At 72.6% G+C, this 16,781-nt stretch carries 14 protein-coding genes; 7 read left to right on the plus strand and 7 right to left on the minus strand.

Annotated features, from left to right (window positions below; translation table 11 throughout):
• Positions 1-7: 7 nt before the first annotated feature.
• Together ACFVYL_RS20870 and ACFVYL_RS20875 are read right to left on the minus strand one after the other, a co-directional pair.
• The gene (locus tag ACFVYL_RS20870) at positions 8-916 is read right to left on the minus strand and encodes an LLM class F420-dependent oxidoreductase (RefSeq protein ID WP_389718147.1); all 909 of its coding nucleotides are present in this window, start codon (positions 914-916) and stop codon (positions 8-10) included.
• Positions 917-1,370: 454 nt separating this feature from the next.
• Positions 1,371-2,612 carry an amidohydrolase family protein gene (locus ACFVYL_RS20875; RefSeq protein WP_389718210.1) on the minus strand — a complete coding sequence of 414 codons (1,242 nt, stop codon included), beginning with the start codon at positions 2,610-2,612 and terminating at the stop codon, positions 1,371-1,373.
• Positions 2,613-2,927: 315 nt separating this feature from the next.
• Here ACFVYL_RS20875 and ACFVYL_RS20880 point away from each other — a divergent pair, with 315 nt between their 5' ends.
• From ACFVYL_RS20880 to ACFVYL_RS20890, 3 genes are all read left to right on the plus strand, one after another.
• Positions 2,928-5,906: a BTAD domain-containing putative transcriptional regulator gene (locus ACFVYL_RS20880; RefSeq protein ID WP_389718150.1), complete on the plus strand. Its 2,979-nt coding sequence runs from the start codon at positions 2,928-2,930 to the stop codon at positions 5,904-5,906.
• Between the two features lie 206 nt (positions 5,907-6,112).
• Positions 6,113-6,280 (plus strand): sigma-like protein, encoded by a 168-nt coding sequence (locus ACFVYL_RS20885; RefSeq protein WP_389718152.1) that lies wholly within the window; start codon positions 6,113-6,115, stop codon positions 6,278-6,280.
• Positions 6,281-6,469: 189 nt separating this feature from the next.
• Positions 6,470-6,667 carry a hypothetical protein gene (locus ACFVYL_RS20890; protein ID WP_389718155.1) on the plus strand — a complete coding sequence of 66 codons (198 nt, stop codon included), beginning with the start codon at positions 6,470-6,472 and terminating at the stop codon, positions 6,665-6,667.
• A gap of 68 nt (positions 6,668-6,735) precedes the next feature.
• On the opposite strand, the gene ACFVYL_RS20895 is transcribed toward ACFVYL_RS20890, so the two are convergent.
• The 3 genes from ACFVYL_RS20895 to ACFVYL_RS20905 all read right to left on the minus strand — a co-directional run bounded on the left by ACFVYL_RS20895 (position 6,736) and on the right by ACFVYL_RS20905 (position 10,491).
• On the minus strand, positions 6,736-7,614 hold the full coding sequence (locus tag ACFVYL_RS20895) for a hypothetical protein (protein ID WP_389718157.1): 879 nt from the start codon (positions 7,612-7,614) through the stop codon (positions 6,736-6,738).
• Between the two features lie 166 nt (positions 7,615-7,780).
• Complete coding sequence (locus ACFVYL_RS20900) at positions 7,781-8,680, minus strand: GNAT family N-acetyltransferase (protein ID WP_389718158.1); 900 nt, start codon at positions 8,678-8,680, stop codon at positions 7,781-7,783.
• A gap of 203 nt (positions 8,681-8,883) precedes the next feature.
• Complete coding sequence (locus tag ACFVYL_RS20905) at positions 8,884-10,491, minus strand: FadD3 family acyl-CoA ligase (RefSeq protein ID WP_389718161.1); 1,608 nt, start codon at positions 10,489-10,491, stop codon at positions 8,884-8,886.
• Positions 10,492-10,625: 134 nt separating this feature from the next.
• Between ACFVYL_RS20905 and ACFVYL_RS20910 the strand changes: the two genes are divergently transcribed.
• The 3 genes from ACFVYL_RS20910 (at position 10,626) to ACFVYL_RS20920 (ending at position 13,178) form a co-directional block, all read left to right on the plus strand.
• Positions 10,626-11,777, plus strand: a complete 1,152-nt coding sequence (locus ACFVYL_RS20910) for a lipid-transfer protein (protein ID WP_389718163.1) — start codon at positions 10,626-10,628, stop codon at positions 11,775-11,777.
• Positions 11,778-11,919: 142 nt separating this feature from the next.
• On the plus strand, positions 11,920-12,372 hold the full coding sequence (locus ACFVYL_RS20915; RefSeq protein ID WP_389718166.1) for a Zn-ribbon domain-containing OB-fold protein: 453 nt from the start codon (positions 11,920-11,922) through the stop codon (positions 12,370-12,372).
• Between the two features lie 38 nt (positions 12,373-12,410).
• The gene (locus tag ACFVYL_RS20920; protein WP_389718212.1) at positions 12,411-13,178 is read left to right on the plus strand and encodes an enoyl-CoA hydratase/isomerase family protein; all 768 of its coding nucleotides are present in this window, start codon (positions 12,411-12,413) and stop codon (positions 13,176-13,178) included.
• A gap of 57 nt (positions 13,179-13,235) precedes the next feature.
• On the opposite strand, the gene ACFVYL_RS20925 is transcribed toward ACFVYL_RS20920, so the two are convergent.
• Complete coding sequence (locus tag ACFVYL_RS20925; RefSeq protein WP_389718167.1) at positions 13,236-14,444, minus strand: DNA glycosylase AlkZ-like family protein; 1,209 nt, start codon at positions 14,442-14,444, stop codon at positions 13,236-13,238.
• 109 nt (positions 14,445-14,553) lie between these two features.
• Here ACFVYL_RS20925 and ACFVYL_RS20930 point away from each other — a divergent pair, with 109 nt between their 5' ends.
• Entirely contained in the window at positions 14,554-15,303 is a 750-nt protein-coding gene (locus tag ACFVYL_RS20930; RefSeq protein ID WP_389718170.1) for a hypothetical protein, read from the plus strand.
• Between the two features lie 38 nt (positions 15,304-15,341).
• On the opposite strand, the gene ACFVYL_RS20935 is transcribed toward ACFVYL_RS20930, so the two are convergent.
• On the minus strand, positions 15,342-16,781 hold a 1,440-nt coding region (locus tag ACFVYL_RS20935; protein WP_389718173.1), incomplete at its 5' end, for a PQQ-binding-like beta-propeller repeat protein.

Consider the following 16,781-nt stretch of genomic DNA (forward strand, 5'->3'; position numbering starts at 1 on the left):
TTGAGGTCTACTCATTGAGGTGCGGAGCCACGTTCGCGGCGAACGCCGCTATCTGGTCGGTGAGTTCGGTACGGCTCCGGCTGCGGAACCGCACCTGGATCTGGTCGACGCCCATCGCCGCGTACTCCCGCAGGGACTCGGCGATCGCGTCAGGCTTGCCGGTGAGCGTGCGGCGGCCCACGGGGCGGCCGGGGGCGCCCACGTACAGGGCCTCGGTGATCGCCCCGACCGTGATCGGTTCATCGACCCCCGCCTCCTCCCGCAGCCGCCTGAGCCGGGCTATCTGCGCGGGCAGTTTGTCCCGCGGGTCGCCTTGCGGCAGCCAGCCGTCGGCCCGGGTCGCGGCGCGGCGGACGGCGGCGGGTGAGGAGCCGCCCACCCAGATGGGCACGCGGTTCTGGGCGGGGCGCGGCTGCTGCCCGAGGCCGCTGAAGTCGTAGCGCTCACCGTGGTGTTCGGGGTACTCGTCCGGTCCGAGCGCCGCCTTCAGCGCGTCGACGGTCTCGTCCAGGAGGGGGCCGCGCCGCTCGAAGTCGACGCCGAGCACCTCGAACTCCTCCGGTACGTGTCCGGCTCCGACCCCGAGGATCAGCCGGCCGCCGCTCAGCCGGTCGAGGGTCGCGTACTGCTTGGCGGAGAGGAGCGGGTGGCGGAGGCCGACGATGGCGACGTGACTCATCAGGCGGACGTTCTCGGTGACGCCCGCGAGGAAGGAGAGGGTGGCCACGGGGTCGTACCAGACGGTGCTCATCGCGTCGGCGAGGCGGCGCGGGATGGCGACGTGGTCGCAGCTCGCGATGTAAGCGAAGCCCTCGCGGTCGGCGGTGCGGGCGATCTCGGCGAGGTCTTCGGGGGTGGCGGTGGCCTCCCACTCCTCGGCATACAGGGAACTCTGCGACTGAATCGGAAGCTGCATTCCGTGAACGAGCATGGATGTCCCCATTGTTGGTGTCGGCTGGGCACGTGCGGGGTTCGTCGGGGCGGGGGCGTGGGGGTATGTGCGTACTCGCCATCCCTGCGTCACGCTGCACGGACAAAGACGCCAGAGGATGCTCGGTGCTCCGTGCGCACATACCCCCACGCCCCCTCAGGCCGCTCGGGCGGCTGCCGGGCTGGTGGGGGCTGACTCCTTCTCGTGCGACCCGTCGCGGGGCAAACGCCCCCGCCCCTACCCCCGCCATACGTCGCGGGGCAAACGGGTGGGCGGGTGGGATAACTCCGCCGCGAAGCGGCGGGCCTGTTCGTACCCGCAGGGGAAACCGGGGGGAGACACCCACCCACCCCCGGCCCCCTCCGCCGCGAAGCGGCAGGCCGCCCGGCCCTGTGTGGGCCCGCAGGGGAAGGCGAGGGGAGCCCCACCCACCCACCAGTCACAAGCGGGGGGCACCCCCACGCCACAACCCCTCCGCCGAAAGACCGAGCAGGTCAATCGCGTTGCGGCGCACGATGCGGTCCACCACGTCCCCGTCCAGGTGACCCATCTGCTCCTCCCCGACCTGCCGGGACTTCGGCCACGTGGAGTCGGAGTGCGGGTAGTCCGTCTCGTAGAGCACGTTCCCGACCCCGATGGAATCGAGGTTCTTCAGGCCGAACGCGTCGTCGAAGAAGCACCCGTAGACGTGCTCGGCGAAGAGTTCGGACGGCGGTCGCATGACCTTGTCGGCGACGCCGCCCCACCCCCGGTTCTCCTCCCAGACGACGTCCGCGCGCTCCAGGATGTACGGGATCCAGCCGATCTGCCCCTCCGCGTACATGATCTTGAGGTCGGGGAAGCGTTCGAACTTGCCGCTCATCAGCCAGTCGACCATCGAGAAGCAGCAGTTGGCGAAGGTGATGGTGGAGCCGACGGCGGGCGGCGCGTCCGCGGAGGTGGACGGCATCTTGCTGGACGAGCCGATGTGCATGGCGACGACCGTGCCGGTCTCGTCGCAGGCGCGCAGGAAGGGGTCCCACTCGTCGGTGTGGATGGACGGCAGTCCCAGGTGGGGCGGGATCTCGGAGAAGGCGACGGCCCGCACCCCGCGGGCGGCGTTGCGGCGCACCTCCGCGGCGGCGAGCCCGGCGTCCCAGAGGGGGATCAGGGTGAGGGGTATGAGGCGGCCGTGGGCCTCGGGCCCGCACCATTCCTCCACCATCCAGTCGTTGTACGCCTGGACTGCGAGGAGTCCGAGCTCCCGGTCCGCGGCCTCGGTGAAGGTCTGCCCGCAGAAGCGCGGGAAGGTGGGGAAGCAGAGGGCGGACTGGACGTGGTTTACGTCCATGTCGGCGAGGCGGTCGGGGACGCTGAAGGAGCCCGGCCGCATCTGCTCGTAGGTGATGACCTCCAGTTTGATCTCGTCCCTGTCGTACCCGACGGCGGTGTCGAGGCGGGTGAGCGGCCGGTGCAGGTCTTCGTAGATCCACCAGTCGCCGATGGGCCCTTCATCCCCTTTCGCCCCCATCACCGGGGCGAACTTCCCGCCCAGGAAGGTCATTTCCTTGAGGGGTGCGCGGACGATGCGGGGGCCGCGGTCCTGGTACTTGGACGGGAGCCGGTCCCGCCAGACGTTGGGGGGTTCGACCGTGTGGTCGTCCACCGAGATGATCTTCGGGAAGATTTCCGGGCTCTCCATGGTCTCCATGGTCTCCATGTGGCCCACGGTAGCGTTGAACTGACGACCCGTCAGCTACTCGTACGCGGACTCTGTGCGTGACCCCGGCGCCACCCGGCCGACGCCCCTCGGCCACTCGGCCGCCTCCCATGGCGGGAAAGCGATGCGGAATGTCGTGCGAGGACCCTGTGAGAGCCGTCTCGCACGGCTGACGCATCCGCCATGAACAAGGCAAACTGGCGGGGAGCAAGAACCGAGCGGCGAGTACGGAGCACCACGCGGGCGGGCAGACCCGCGACCGGCAGGATTGGGAACGGCAGGGCGGCAGGGGGAGCGATGGTCGATGTACCGCGAGTACCGGAGCAGCGGCGTCCGGCCTCGGGGAACACCCCCGAGGAGCGGACCGAGGGGCACCCCCCCGAGGTCCCGGCGTCGCGCTTCAGCGTGCTCGGACCGGTGCGCGCGTGGCACGGAACGGAACAGCTCAACACCGGTTCCCCGCAGCAGCGGGCGCTGCTCGCGGCCCTCCTGCTGAGGGACGGCCGTACGGCCACCGCCGCGGAGCTGATCGACGCCCTCTGGGGCGAGGAGCCGCCCTCGCAGGCACTGGCAGCGGTACGTACGTACGCGTCCCGGCTCCGCAAGGTGCTGCCTCCGGGAGTCCTCGTCAGCGAGTCCGGGGGCTATGCCATCCAGGCGGTGGACGGCGCCCTGGACCTGGCCGCGGCCGAAGACCTCTGGGCGGCCGCCGAGAAGGCCCGCAGCATCGGCGACCTGTGCCAGGCGCGCACGCTGGTCAACCAGGCCCTTGACCTCTGGGACGGCGAACCCCTGGCCAACGTGCCCGGGCCCTACGCCGACACCCAGCGCACCCGCCTCGACGAATGGCGCCTGCAGCTCCTGGAGACCCGCCTGGACATGGACCTCGAACAGGGCTGCCACGCGGAGGCGGTCTCGGAGCTGACGGCCCTGACCGCGGCGCACCCGCTGCGGGAGCGGCTGCGCGAACTGCTGATGCTCGCCCTGTACCGCAGCGGCCGCCAGGCCGAGGCCCTGGCCGTGTACGCGGACACGCGGCGCCTGCTCGCGGACGAGCTCGGCGTGGACCCGCGGCCGGGTCTCAAAGAGCTCCAGCAGCGCATCCTGCAGGCCGACCCCGGGCTCGCGGAGCCCTCCGCCCCCGCCCAGGAACCGGCGGCGACGGTGGTGCGCCCGGCGCAGCTCCCCGCGACGGTCCCCGACTTCACGGGCCGCGGCTCCTTCGTGGACGAGCTGAGCGACATCCTGTCCGCCGCCGAGGGCCGGGTGATGGCGGTCTCCGCGCTCGCGGGCATCGGCGGCGTGGGCAAGACGACCCTCGCCGTCCACGTCGCCCACGCGGCCCGGACCCACTTCCCCGACGGTCAGCTGTACGTGGACCTGCAGGGCGCGGGCGCGCGGGCGGCGGAGCCGGAGACGGTCCTGGGCGCCTTCCTGCGCGCCCTCGGCACGGCCGACTCGGCGATCCCGGACTCCCTGGAGGAGCGCGCGGCCCTGTACCGCTCGGTCCTGGACGGCCGCCGGATCCTCGTCCTCCTGGACAACGCCCGCGACGCGGCCCAGGTCAGGCCGCTGCTGCCGGGCATGGAGGGGTGCGCGGCGCTGGTGACGAGCCGGGTGCGCATGGTGGATCTCGCGGGCGCGCACCTGGTGGACCTGGACGTGATGTCCCCCGAGGAGGCGCTCCTGCTCTTCACCCGCATCGTCGGCGAGGAGCGCGTCACCTCGGAGCGCGAGGCGGCCCTCGACGTGGTGGCGGCGTGCGGTTTCCTGCCGCTCGCCATCCGGATCGCGGCGTCCCGCCTGGCGGCGCGCCGCACCTGGACGGTCTCCACGCTCGCGGCGAAGCTCGCCGACGAGCGGCGCCGCCTGGACGAGCTCCAGGCGGGCGACCTCGCGGTCAAGGCGACGTTCGAACTGGGCTACGGCCAGCTGGAGCCGGCCCAGGCGCGGGCGTTCCGCCTCCTCGGCCTCGCGGACGGCCCCGACCTCTCCCTCGCGGCCGCCGCGGCGGTCCTCGACCTGCCGCTCGACGAGACCGAGGACCTCCTGGAATCCCTGGTCGACACGTCCCTGGTGGAGTCGGCGGCACCGGGCCGCTACCGCTACCACGACCTCGTACGCCTCTACGCGCGTTCGTGCGCCGAACGCGACGAACAGCCCCCGGGCGAGCGGGACGCGGCGATGTCGCGCCTCCTGGACTTCTATCTGGCGTCGGCGGCGCGGGTCTATGCGATCGAGCGGCCGGGGGACCGGACGGTGGACCATCTGGAGATCACGCAGCACGCGGGCCAGGACTTCACGGACGACACGAAGGCCCTGGACTGGCTCCACTCGGAGGCGGCCTGCATCCTGGCGTGCGTGCAGCAGTCCCTGGGGCCGCGGACGCTGCGGCGGGCGGTGGATCTGCTCCTTGCGTCCAAGGACCTGACGGAGTCCGGGGCGAGTTCGCTCCGCTATGAACTGGCCACATCGGCCGCCCGGGACGCGGCCGCCTCCTTGGGGGACGCGCATGCGGAGGGCCGGGCGAGGGTCACGCTCACGCAGGTCCTCAACAACGCGGGGCGCTTCGAGAGGGCCGCGGCGGAGGCGCGCCGCGCCGCGGAGCTCGGCAGGGAGTCGGGTGACCCCTGGACCTGCGGCAACGCCCCCAACGAGCAGGGGATCATCGCGAACTGCATGAACCAGCACGCTGCGGGCGAGGCCTTCCTGGTCACAGCGATCGAAGCGTTCCGCGCGGACGGCAACCGCCCGGGCGAAGCCAGCGCCCTGTGCAACCGTTCCCGGAGCCTCGACTCGATGGGCCACACCTCCGCGGCGATCGAGCTCGTCAGGCAGGGGATGGCCATCTACGACGAGCTCGGTCTCACCTTCCGCCTCGCCAACGCCCGGTACGCCCTGGGGATCGCCCTCACCCACGCGAAGCGCTTCTCGGAGGCGCTGGATCAGCTCAACCAAGCCCTGGTGGTGTTCGCGGAGAACCGTCAGCGCCTGTGGGAGGGGACCACCCATTACCGCATCGCGCAGGTCCACCTCTCGGACCGCCGCCCGGCCCAGGCGGCACAGCACGCGGAGCAGGCCCTCACCACAGGATGCATCGGGGGCGACTGGATGCGCGCCAACGTGCTGACCCTGCTGGGCAGGTCCCTCGACAGCCTCGGGCAGGTCGACCGGGCCCGGGCCTGCTGGCTCGAAGCACTGGCCCTGCACAGCGGCGCGGGAACGGCGGAGGCGGAGGAAGTCCGGGAACTCCTGCATCCGATCGCGGCAGCCTGACGGGGGGGCGCTCGGGGCGTTCATCGAACGTTTATGGGCTGATGCCACTCTCTACTCAACGATCCGTCGCGTCGGGGGGCAGACGGGTCGCCTTGGGCCTCACAGATAAGGTGAGCGGCCCTGGAACGCCCGTTCGGCGACCCTCGGGGGAGTTGCCGAATGGGCGTTCTGCCCCAGCGAACCGTCTATTCCATGGGAGTACGACCATGAGCGACGCCACGAAGAAGCAGGACATCACCACCATGGGGGACAGCCACCAGCCCGCCCCGCCCAAGGACGGCAAGATCACGACCCAGGGCGACAGCCACCAGCCGGCGCCCCCGGCTCTCCTGGACGACAGCCACCAGCCGGCCCCGCCGGCCACGGACGCCTAAAGACTTCATTTCCGACGGGGGTCGGCCGCGGCGGCGCGGAGGGGAAGCCGCCGCGGCCGACGTATGTCCAGAACCGGGTACCAGCAGAGGGACGACGATCGCGCCCCGCCGTCGGCGGAATCGAACGTTCGGTCGCCTCGTCAGTAAGGTCGTTCGACGTTGCAAGTCCACCCCGTCAGAGGAGTTGGAATGACACGCGCCAAGAGGTTCCTCGTCAGCGCCGCCATCGCGGCGGCCACCGCAGGCGGAGCCGCGGCCCCGGCACTCGCCGACAGCCACGCCCCGAACCCGCCCGGTGACAGCCACACGCCGATCGCCGCGCAGGACAGCCACGTGCCCACCGGCCCGCTGGGCGACGGCCACATACCGGCTCCCCCGCAGGACTGACTCAGGGGCAGGCACCGCACCACCTCCAAGGGGGCCGAGCACACCGCTCGGCCCCCTTCCGCCGGGCGTCAGAGCGACAGGTGGGCCGACAGGGACCTCTTCACCGCCGCGACGAACGCGTCCCGCGTCTCCTCGTCGAGGAGGTCCAGGGACAGGTACGGGTTGAGGTCCTCCAGCTCGACCAGGAGCAGGTCACCGGACGGTGCTCGGCACGCGTCGACGCGCTGGATGCCGTGGTCGATCGCGTTCCAGTCGACGAAGTGCTGGGCGAAGGCCAGATCGGCGGGGGCGGGGGCGTAGCTCTCCAGGTGCCAGCGGCGGGCGGGGTCGGGGGCGTGCAGGGCGTACTGGAAGGTCCGGTCGACGAAGTAGAACGAGACCTCGTACGTGAAGTCGATGCGCGGCTGGATCAGGACCCCGGAGCCGCCGGGCCCCCGGGACGCGTTCGAGAGCGCCCCGATGCGGTCTCTCGGCACGAACTCCAGGCCTATCGAGTCCGCACCCGCCTTCGGCTTGACCACGTACGTGTCCGTCGCCGGGAGGCGGTCCGTCTCCCCGGGGTCGTCGACCGTGGGGATCACCGGGTAGCCGGCCGCCGTGAGGTCGAGCAGGTACTGCTTGCCGACCATGTCGGCCTTGCCGGTCAGCTGGTTGTAGACGCGGAAGCCGCCGCGCGCCGCTCGTTCCCTGAAGTCGTCCCACTGCGCCTGGTAGTTGAGGGCCGGGCCGCTGTTGCGGACCATCACCGTGTCGAACGCGCCGCTCTCCATCAGGGGCGCCGCGTCCAGCGGGTGGCACAGGGCCACGTCGAAGTCCTCGCGGAGGCGGGCGGTGAGGTGGATGTCCTCGTCGCAGTAGCGGCGGCCCTTCGCCTGGTAGGCGAGGTCCGTGACGAAGAGGATCCGGGGGCGGGGGTGAGGGCCGGAGCCCGGTCGTGCGGTGTGCATCGCGCCATCGTTGCAGAGTCGCGCACAGCGCCGTTGCCGAGGCTCGGGACGGCCGTGGCAGAGTCATGAACCTGCTCCGACAGCTGCCCGCATGTCGCCGACAAGGGGCCCGGACCTGCCCTCGGACCGGACCCCTCAGTGCGTGCTGCTACTCCTCGCTAGGCCGCTAGGCCGCTAGGCCCGCCGGGTGGAAGTTGATGCGCTCGCTGACGACGGGGAAGCCGGCCTTGGCGAAGTTCGCGGCCATGGGGAAGTTGCCCCGGTCCGTCGCTCCGCCGATGAACTCCGCGCCCTGCTCGACGAGGAGATGGGTGCACTCCGCGAGGAGGTCGTAGGCGTAGCCGCGACCGCGCTGTTCCGGGACGACTCCGATGAAGCCGATGGTCGGGCCGGAGGGGTTGTGGGCCGGGATGTGGATGCCGGCCAGGTCGCCCTCCGACGTGTGCGCGATCTGCCACCACTCCCGAGGGGAGGGGCACCAGTGGAAGAAGTCGAGTTCCTGCTGGGCGACCTGGTCGAGGCCGCCCTCCCCGATGGCCCTGAGCGCGTGGGCGTCCAGGGTGACGGAGTGGATGCGGCGCAACGCGTCGAAGAACACGGCGTCGTCGGGTTCGGCGCTGAAGCGCAGGCGTCCGGGCCGCTCGGGCAGACCTCGCTCCGGGGTCCAGCGGTACACGAGGCGCTCCACCAGGAGTTCGTACCCTGCGGCTCGTGCGGCGGCGAAGCGCGACTCGGCACCGGCACGCAGGCCGGCCTTCTCCCGCCAGTCGCCCGGCAGGTTGATCTCGAGTTCGACCTGCCAGGGAGCGGAGCGCAGGAGCTGGGCCCCGGCCTCCTCCTCGCCCTCGGCCACGTCGAACCAGTTGATGTTCACGGGCTCCGAGTCGTCGGGGCCGCCCCACCACGCGCCGCGTGCGACGACCTCGCCGTCGCGCAGGGCGACGCGCTTCCAGTCGGGGCGGAACCGGGTACGCCGATGGCCTTCACGGGCGCCCAGGGGGTCGGGGAGTGCGTCGAAGAGATGGGCGTCGCTCGCGGAGAGCGCGCGGATGACCGTATCGGTCATGGATTCCTCCGGGATACAGGCTGCTTGGAGCGCTCCCGGTCAGAACTCACGAACCACGCCGGGACAGCGGAAAGAGGGAGCGCTGGAAAGGTGTGAACCGCACGGCACTCGCCTCCTTCCATCCGTCTCAGGGCGTGGAGCCACACACTAAGTGGTCTGCCGCGGGCCCGTCCACGGATTTCCTTACGGGGGGGGAGCTACGCCTATCCGGCGGCCCGGCCCCGCAACTCCCCCTTGACCACCTTCCCGCTCGCGTTCCTCGGCAGTTCCGCCACGAACTCGACCCCGCGCGGGACCTTGTAGTTCGCCATCTCCCGGCGGGCCCAGGCGATCAGGTCGTCCGCCGTCACCACCGATCCCCGGCGCCGCACCACGTACGCCTTGCCGACCTCGCCGAGCCGCGGGTCCGGCACCCCGATCACCGCCACGTCCGCCACGCCGGGGTGCGTGCCGAGGAGCTGCTCTATTTCTGCGGGGTAGGCGTTGAAACCGCCGACGATGAACATGTCCTTGATCCGGTCCGTGATGCGGAGGTTGCCCTCCGTGTCGAGGACGCCCACGTCACCCGTGCGCAGCCACCCGTCGGGCGTCACGCACTGCTTCGTCCCCGCCGGGTCCTCGAAGTAGCCCTGCATGACGTGGTGGCCGCGGACGAGGATCTCACCCGGGCGGCCCGGCGCCAGCGGCTCCCCCGAGGGCGTCACCACCCGTACCTCCGTGTCGGGGATGGCCCGCCCCGACGTCGCCGCGACGACCTCGACCGGGTCGCCGCGCCGGCACATCGTGACGATGCCGCTCGCCTCCGAGAGGCCGTACGCCGTCAGGACGGTGGCGATCCGCAGCTCCGCCCGCAGCCGTTCCACCAGCTGCAGCGGCACCACCGCGGCGCCGGTCACCACGAGCCGCAGCGCGGACAGGTCGTGCTGGTCGCGCGAGGGGTGGTCGAGGATCGACTGGTGCAGGGTGGGCGGTCCCGGCAGGACCGAGATGCGTTCCGCGGCGACGTTGGCGAGGACGGTGTCGACGTTGAAGACGGGCTGCGGGACCATCGTCGCGCCCCGCATCAGGCAGGCGATGATGCCCGCCTTGTAGCCGAAGGTGTGGAAGAACGGGTTCACGATCAGATAGCGGTCGCCCTCGCGCAGCCCGGCCAGATCGCTCCACACGTCGTAGCAGCGCAGGGTCTGGGCGTGGGTGATCACGGCGCCCTTGGGGCGGCCCGTGGTGCCGGACGTGAAGATGATGTCCGAGGGCGCGGCGCCGTCGACCGACTCCGCGCGGGTGCGGACCGCGCCACCGGACACCGGGTCGCCGCTCGCCAGGAAGTCCTTCCAGGTCCGGAAGGACTGCGGGGCGTCGTCGGAGAGCACGACGACCTGCTCCAGGTGCGGCAGGCCGGGCAGCGGGCCGTCCCCGGGTCCCTCGGCCGCCGCGCGCCGCAGCGAGGCGACGTAGGAGGTGCCGAGGAACGTGCCCGTGATGAAGAGGAGCTTGGCGCGGCTGCGTGCCAGGACGTACGCCGTCTCCGCGCCCTTGAAGCGGGTGTTGAGGGGGACGAGGACCGCGCCGGCCGAGACCGCGCCGAGTGCGGAGACGATCCAGTCGAGGGTGTTCGGCGCCCAGACGGCGACGCGGTCGCCGGGTTCGACGCCGCTTGCCATGCAGGCGGCCGCGGCCCGCTCCACGCGCTCGCCCAGTTCCCGGTACGAGACGCGGGTGCGGCCCTCGACGACCGCCTCGCGCGGCCCGTACCGCTCGGCGGCCGCCCGCACCAGTCCCGGGATGCTGCCCCACTCCAGGTCGCCGCGCATCGCAAGCCCCTCCCGACGTGTAGCTGACTGCCCGTCAGATTAGCGGTACCCTGACGCCCTGTCAGCAGGCCGGACGCGCCTGCGGCATGGCGTCGGACCGCTACAGGGCCCGCAATCCGGAGGTGCCGCTGCCCATGGCTTCACTCAAGGACGCTACCGCGATAGTGGGGATAGGACAGACCCCCTTCGCCAAGCAACTCCCGCAGAGCGAGAAGGAATTGGCGTGCCGTGCCATCGTCGCCGCGCTCGCCGACGCCGGTATCGCCCCGTCCGAGGTCGACGCCTTCGCCTCGTACACGATGGAGGAGACCGACGAGGTCGAGGTCGCCAAGGCCGTCGGGGCGGGCGACGTGACCTTCTTCAGCAAGGTCGGTTACGGCGGCGGCGGTTCGTGCGCGACCGTCGCCCACCTCGCCGCCGCCGTCGCCACCGGACAGGCGTCCGTCGGCGTCGCCTGGCGTTCCCGCAAACGCGGCAGCGGCCCGCGCCCCTGGAAGAACACCGCGGTCCAACTCCCCACGCCCGCCCAGTGGACGCGCCCCTTCGGCCTGCTCCGCCCCGCCGACGAGATCGCGATGCTGGCCCGCCGCCACATGCACGAGTACGGCACGACCCGCGACCATCTCTTCAACGTCGCCCTCGCCTGCCGCAACCGCGCCAACCAGAACCCGGCCGCGATGATGTACGAACGCCCGCTGACCCGCGACATGTATATGACGTCCCGCTGGATCAGCGAGCCGCTCTGCCTCTTCGACAACTGCCTGGAGACGGACGGTGCGCTGGCCTGCGTGATCGTCCCGGCCGAGCGGGCGCGCGACTGCCGGCAGCGGCCGGTGTACGTCCACTCCGTCGCCCAGGGCCTGCCCGCCCAGCACCACGGCATGGTCAACTACTGGAACGACGACCCGCTCTCCGGGCCCGCCTGGACGGCCGCCCGACACCTGTGGAAAGAGGCGGACTTCGGCCCGCAGGACGTGGACGTCGCCCAGATCTACGACGCGTTCACCCCGCTCATCCCGCTCTCCCTGGAGGGCTACGGATTCTGCGGCCGTGGCGAGGGCGGGGCCTTCACGGAGGGCGGCGCGCTGGAGAGCGGCGGCCGCCTGCCGATCAACACGGGAGGCGGCGGCCTCAGCGAGGCCTACGTCCACGGCTTCAACCTCATCAACGAGGGCGTCAAACAACTCCGGGGCACGAGCACGGCCCAGGTCCCGAACGCGTCGACCTGCCTGGTGACGGCGGGTGAGGGCGTCCCGACATCGGCGATCCTGCTCCGGTCGCCCTGATGGGGGCCGCGCCCCTTAAGGGGCGCGAGGAACTGCGCGACCAACCACAAAGAGACCCGCGCCCGGCAACGAGCCCCTTAAGGGGCGCGGGGAACTGCGCGACCAGCCACTAAGAAGCCCGCACCCGGCAAGGGACACCCACATGGCAGACGCGACACCGGCCGAGACCCTCCTCACCCCCACCATCGACGACGACGGCGCGCCCTTCTGGTTCCACGCCGCCCAGGGCGAACTCCGCGTACAAGCCTGCACCCCCTGCGGCGCACTCCGCTTCCCGCCCAGACCCTGCTGCCCCCACTGCCAGTCCTTCGACAGCGAATGGCGCAGGATGAGCGGCCGCGGCCGCATCTGGTCCTACGTCCTCCCGCACCCGCCCCTCCTGCCCGCCTACGCCGCGCAGCCGGGCTACAACGCGATCGTCGTCGAACTCGCCGACGCCCCCCGCATCCGCCTCGTCGGCAACCTCGTCGCCGCCCCCGACGCAGCCCTGAACTCCGTGCCCCGGGAACGGCTGCGCATCGGCGCGAAGGTGCAGGCCGTCTTCGCGGACGTCGGCGGCGTCGTCGTCCCGCGCTGGATCCTGGAGCGGCCGTGACACCGCCGCCGGGGGTGACACCGGCGCCGGGGCCAGGGCTGCGCACGGCGGTCGACGAGGAGACGGGCGTGGCGGTTCTCACCCTGGACCGGCCGCAGCGCCACAACGCGATCGACCTCGACACGGCCGCCGAACTGACCGCCACCTGGCGGCGGTTCCGCCACGACGACACCGTCCGGGCGGTGGTCGTGACGGGGGCGGGCGAGAAGGCCTTCTGCTCCGGCATCGACCGCGCCGCGGAGGTCCCCCAGCCCGCCTCCCCGTACACGATCGACGATCCGCTCCGCACGATCGGCCCGAAGGCGAACGACCTCTGGAAGCCGGTGATCGCCGCGGTCAACGGCATGGCGTGCGGCGGCGCCTTCTACCTCATCGGCGAGGCCGAGTTCGTCGTCGCCGACGAGCACGCCACGTTCTTCGACCCGCACACCACGTACGGGATGGTCAGCGCGTACGAGTCGGTCCACATGGCCCAGCGCATGCCGTTCGGCGAGGTCGCCAGGATGGCGCTGATGGGCACGGCCGAGCGGATCTCCGCGCGCCGCGCGTACGAGACGGGCCTGGTCTCCGAACTGACGCCCACAGGTGGCGCGTTGGCGGCGGCCGTCCTGGCTGCCGCGACCATCGCCTCGTACCCCACCGAGGCGGTGCAGGGCACCGTACGGGCTCTCTGGTCGGCGAAGGAGGCGGCCCGCACCCAGGGACTGGCGCACGCGCCCCACCTGATCACGCTGGGGAACCTGCCGCCGGACCGCCAGGCGGCCCTGTTCGCCACCCGCCGCAGCGGCGGCTTCCGCACGAGATGACGCACCACGCACGGCCGCCGGGCGTCGCCGCGCAGGCGCGGGTTCACAGACAGGATCTCAGTCCCGCAGCTCCGCGACGCGCGGCTCCCGGCTCCTGGGGGAGTCGAGGCTGAAGGAGCGCGCATCGCCGAGTTCGTCGCGCACGAAGGCCTCGGTGGCGGCGACCGCCGCACGCAGCGCGGCATCGCCCTTCCCCCGCCGCCCTCCGCCGAAGACCCGCCACACCACCACCTCCGCCCCGACGTCGTACTCCCAGAGCCCGACGAGCCGCCCCCGGTCGACGATCATGTGCGCGGGCGCGTCGGCCAGGCCGCCGAGCCGCTTGCCGCCGAACTCCCCTTCCGCGTCGGCCGGTTCGACGATCCGGCCGAAGTCGCGGTGCAGGAGGTGGATGCCGTCGACGCCGGCGAGCAGGGCGTACGAGGGGTCGGCGGGCGCGGTGAAAGCCTCGAAGTCGTCGAGAAGGCCGGGCGGCATCAGCAGCCCGTCGCCCACGTCGACGAGGCCGAGCCCGGCGACCGCGGCCTTGGCGGCCGCCGCGGTGAGACCGGAGAACCACCGGAAGTGCGCGAGCGAGGCCGGGGCCGCCCAGTCGAAGTAGCGGCGGGCGAGTTCGGCGCGGGCGGTCTCGGGGGTGCGGTCGCCCAGATCGAGGTCCCAGACGACGTATCCGTACCGCTGCTGGTCGAGGCGGCCGCTCACCGGGACGCGGCGGATCCGGCCGCGCGCCTGCAGCAGTCCGAGGGCGAGCGGCAGGGTCGTGCCGAGCCCGCGCTTCTTGCCCTCGGGGCCGAGAGCGCGCACGGCGCCGCCCGTGGCGGCCTTGATCCTCGCGGGGTCCAGCGGTACGTCACCGAGGGCGTCGTGCACGGCCGCGCACAGGTCGTCCAGCTCACCCGAGGTGACCCCCAGATGCTTCGCGGCCTGCCGGGCCTCGGCCTCCGGGGCGTGGGCGCCGACGGTGAGGCCGAGGGCGAAGTCGACGGCGGGCAGTACGTAGGCACAGCCGCGGGCGGAGGGCAGCTCGTGGATGTCGAGCCGCGCGACCGCGCCGTCGACCTCCTCCCGGGAGGCGCCGCAGCGGGCGCGCAGGCCCAGATAGGGGCCGGAGCCCCCGACGGAGCGGGCCCAGCCGGTACGGGCCAGGACGTCGGCGGGGGCGGCGCCGATGAGGCTGCCGTCGAGGCCCTGGCGGTGCGACCACCAGGCCCGCAGGTGCGCGCGGTGTCGTTCTTCCTGCGCGCGGTGTCGTTCTTCCTCGTCCATGGGGGCCAGTCTGGCCACCTGGCGGGGGGCACGCACCCGGCGTAGCGTCGATCTTGAGAGCCGCGTACGGATGCGCAGAGCGAGACGCACGCCCAGGAGGCAGCCCGCCATGATCCGCAACGTCGTCGGGTCGGTCCTCGCTCTCATCGGAGCGACGGCCGCCGTATGGAGCCCCTTCCGAGCCTGGTACGACGGCCGTCACGGGCGTGACTTCCGCATCGAGGAGCTGTTCTCCGGCGGCGGCATCACCGGCGCGGGGGCGGAGCTCTTCGGCTCCCTCTTCCTGCCGTTCGCCTTCGCGGCGCTGCTCACGCTGGTCGGCCTGGTGCTGCGGTCCCGGCTCCTGGTGGCGCTCGCGGGCGTGCTCGTGCTCGGTTTCACGGTGCTGTGGATGGTCCGGCAGGGTCAGGCGGAAGGCGGTCTGGCCGTCGCGGGCGACGGCTCGGGTCTGGGCCAGGGGCTGCTCGGCAGCCTCGGCGGCGGCGTGCTGTTGCTGCTCGGCGCGGCGCTCATGAGCGGACGTGCGCGGCGCGGCTCCCGGGCGCGCGGGCGCGGGCGCCGGGAACCGGAGGTCATGGAACCGGCGGCCACGGGACCGGCCTCGGGCGCGTACGCGGACCCGGAGCCGTACCCGTACGGGGCACAAGAACCGCCCCCGTACCCGTACGAGACCCAAGACCCCCGCCCGTACCAGGACCAGCCCCCGTACCACCAGCCTCCCACCGCACCGCCAACGAGCGACACGGACACAGCCACGGGCGCGGACGCGGAGGCGGACACAGCCAGCTGGCCCCAGACCCCGCCCCCGTCGGCACCCCCGTCGACGCCCCCGTCCTGGCCGAAGCCCCCGGAGCGGTGACCGGAGCGGTGAGCGGGCGGGGCCACCCGGCGCCACTCCTACCTGGGTGACGTCCCCGTACCCCGCTCCGCGTCCAGCGCGTACACGCAGCGGTCCTTGCTGCATGCGTAGACGACGCCGTCCCGCACGACCGGCGCCCCGGTGATCTCCCCGCCCGTGGCCAGCTTCCAGCGGAGGCGGCCGTCGTCGGCCTTCAGGGTGTAGAGCAGGTGGTCGGTGGAGCCGAAGTGGATGCGCCGGTCGGCGACGACGGGCGCGCCGACAACTTCGCCGCCCGCCTGGAAGCGCCACTTCGGCGTGCCCGTGACCGCGTCGAGGGTGTAGAGGCCCTTGCCGCTGCCCACGTGGACGTGGCCGTCCGCGACGAGGACCGGTTCGATCGAGGAGCGGGACTCCGTGGCGATGCGCCAGCGGTCGCGGCCGTCCGTCGCGTCGAGGGCGTAGACCGTGCCGAGGTAGTCGGCGAGGTAGACGCCGCCGCCCGTCACGGCGGGTCCGGGCGCGAAGGCGGGCGGGCAGAGGAAGGCGGCCGGTGCCTCGAAGTGCCAGCGGACGTGCCCGCTGATCACGTCGATGGCGAGGACGCGGGTGCCGGCGGCCACGTACACATAGCCGTCCTGCGCCTGCGTGAGCCGTACCGGTACGCCGCCGCAAGAGGCCGCGTCGCCCACGGGGTAGGACCAGCGTTCGTCGCCGGTCCGCGCCTCCAGCGCCCGCAGCCGGGCACCCTTCCAGACGTACACCGTGCCGTCGATGACGAGCGGCCCGGCCTCGGGGGTCTCGAAGTCGGTCTGGGCGCCGGTGATCTCCCAGAGCTTCTCGCCGTTGACCGCCTCCCAGGCCTGGACGCCGCCGCCGCGCGTGCCGGTGACGACCGTGCCGCGGTCGGCCTGGAGGGAGTACACCCAGGCATCGGTCGAAAGGCGCCAGAGGTCGGAGCCGTCGGCGCCGTCGAGGGCGTAGAGCGTGGGGCCGTCGGAGGCGTGGATGCGGCCGTCCGCGACCGCCATGGACCAGGCGACGTCCCGGGTCTTGAAGCTGCGGCGGCCGGTGCCGACGTCGAGGGCGTGCACCTCGAAGGAGGTCACGTAGACCAGGTTGCCCGCGACGGCGGGGGTGCCCCAGACGTCGTTGGACATCCGGAACCGCCACGGCCGCCACGACGCGGGGCTCGCGTCGGGCGCCGGGGCGGGCGCGGGGACCGCGGCGGCCGCCGGGTCGACGCCGTTGCTGCCGGCCCGGTGGGCCGAGGACCGCGACCAGGAGGCGGCGAGTCCGGAGTCGCGGGGCACGGCGCCGGGGCCGCGGGCGTCGGCCACCCGCGGCCCGGGCCCGATCGGCACCTTCGCCCCGGCCAGCCGCACGGGACCCGCGTCGGGCGTGACGGCGAAGGGCGCCCGGGACGGCGCGGGCGGCGGCTGCTGCGGGGGCGGCGGCGCGGTGACGGGCGCGGCCGCGGCGGCCGCGGCGCCCCGGCC

Source organism: Streptomyces sp. NPDC058308, assembly GCF_042880275.1.
Lineage (GTDB): Bacteria > Actinomycetota > Actinomycetes > Streptomycetales > Streptomycetaceae > Streptomyces.

Excerpts from the sequence above, each read along its gene's own strand:
- ACFVYL_RS20870 (WP_389718147.1), bottom strand. The coding sequence starts at position 916 with ATGCAGCTTCCGATTCAGTCGCAGAGTTCCCTGTATGCCGAGGAGTGG.
- ACFVYL_RS20875 (WP_389718210.1), bottom strand. The coding sequence starts at position 2,612 with ATGGAGAGCCCGGAAATCTTCCCGAAGATCATCTCGGTGGACGACCAC.
- ACFVYL_RS20880 (WP_389718150.1), top strand. The coding sequence starts at position 2,928 with ATGGTCGATGTACCGCGAGTACCGGAGCAGCGGCGTCCGGCCTCGGGG.
- ACFVYL_RS20885 (WP_389718152.1), top strand. The coding sequence starts at position 6,113 with ATGAGCGACGCCACGAAGAAGCAGGACATCACCACCATGGGGGACAGC.
- ACFVYL_RS20890 (WP_389718155.1), top strand. The coding sequence starts at position 6,470 with ATGACACGCGCCAAGAGGTTCCTCGTCAGCGCCGCCATCGCGGCGGCC.
- ACFVYL_RS20895 (WP_389718157.1), bottom strand. The coding sequence starts at position 7,614 with ATGCACACCGCACGACCGGGCTCCGGCCCTCACCCCCGCCCCCGGATC.
- ACFVYL_RS20900 (WP_389718158.1), bottom strand. The coding sequence starts at position 8,680 with ATGACCGATACGGTCATCCGCGCGCTCTCCGCGAGCGACGCCCATCTC.
- ACFVYL_RS20905 (WP_389718161.1), bottom strand. The coding sequence starts at position 10,491 with ATGCGCGGCGACCTGGAGTGGGGCAGCATCCCGGGACTGGTGCGGGCG.
- ACFVYL_RS20910 (WP_389718163.1), top strand. The coding sequence starts at position 10,626 with ATGGCTTCACTCAAGGACGCTACCGCGATAGTGGGGATAGGACAGACC.
- ACFVYL_RS20915 (WP_389718166.1), top strand. The coding sequence starts at position 11,920 with ATGGCAGACGCGACACCGGCCGAGACCCTCCTCACCCCCACCATCGAC.
- ACFVYL_RS20925 (WP_389718167.1), bottom strand. The coding sequence starts at position 14,444 with ATGGACGAGGAAGAACGACACCGCGCGCAGGAAGAACGACACCGCGCG.
- ACFVYL_RS20930 (WP_389718170.1), top strand. The coding sequence starts at position 14,554 with ATGATCCGCAACGTCGTCGGGTCGGTCCTCGCTCTCATCGGAGCGACG.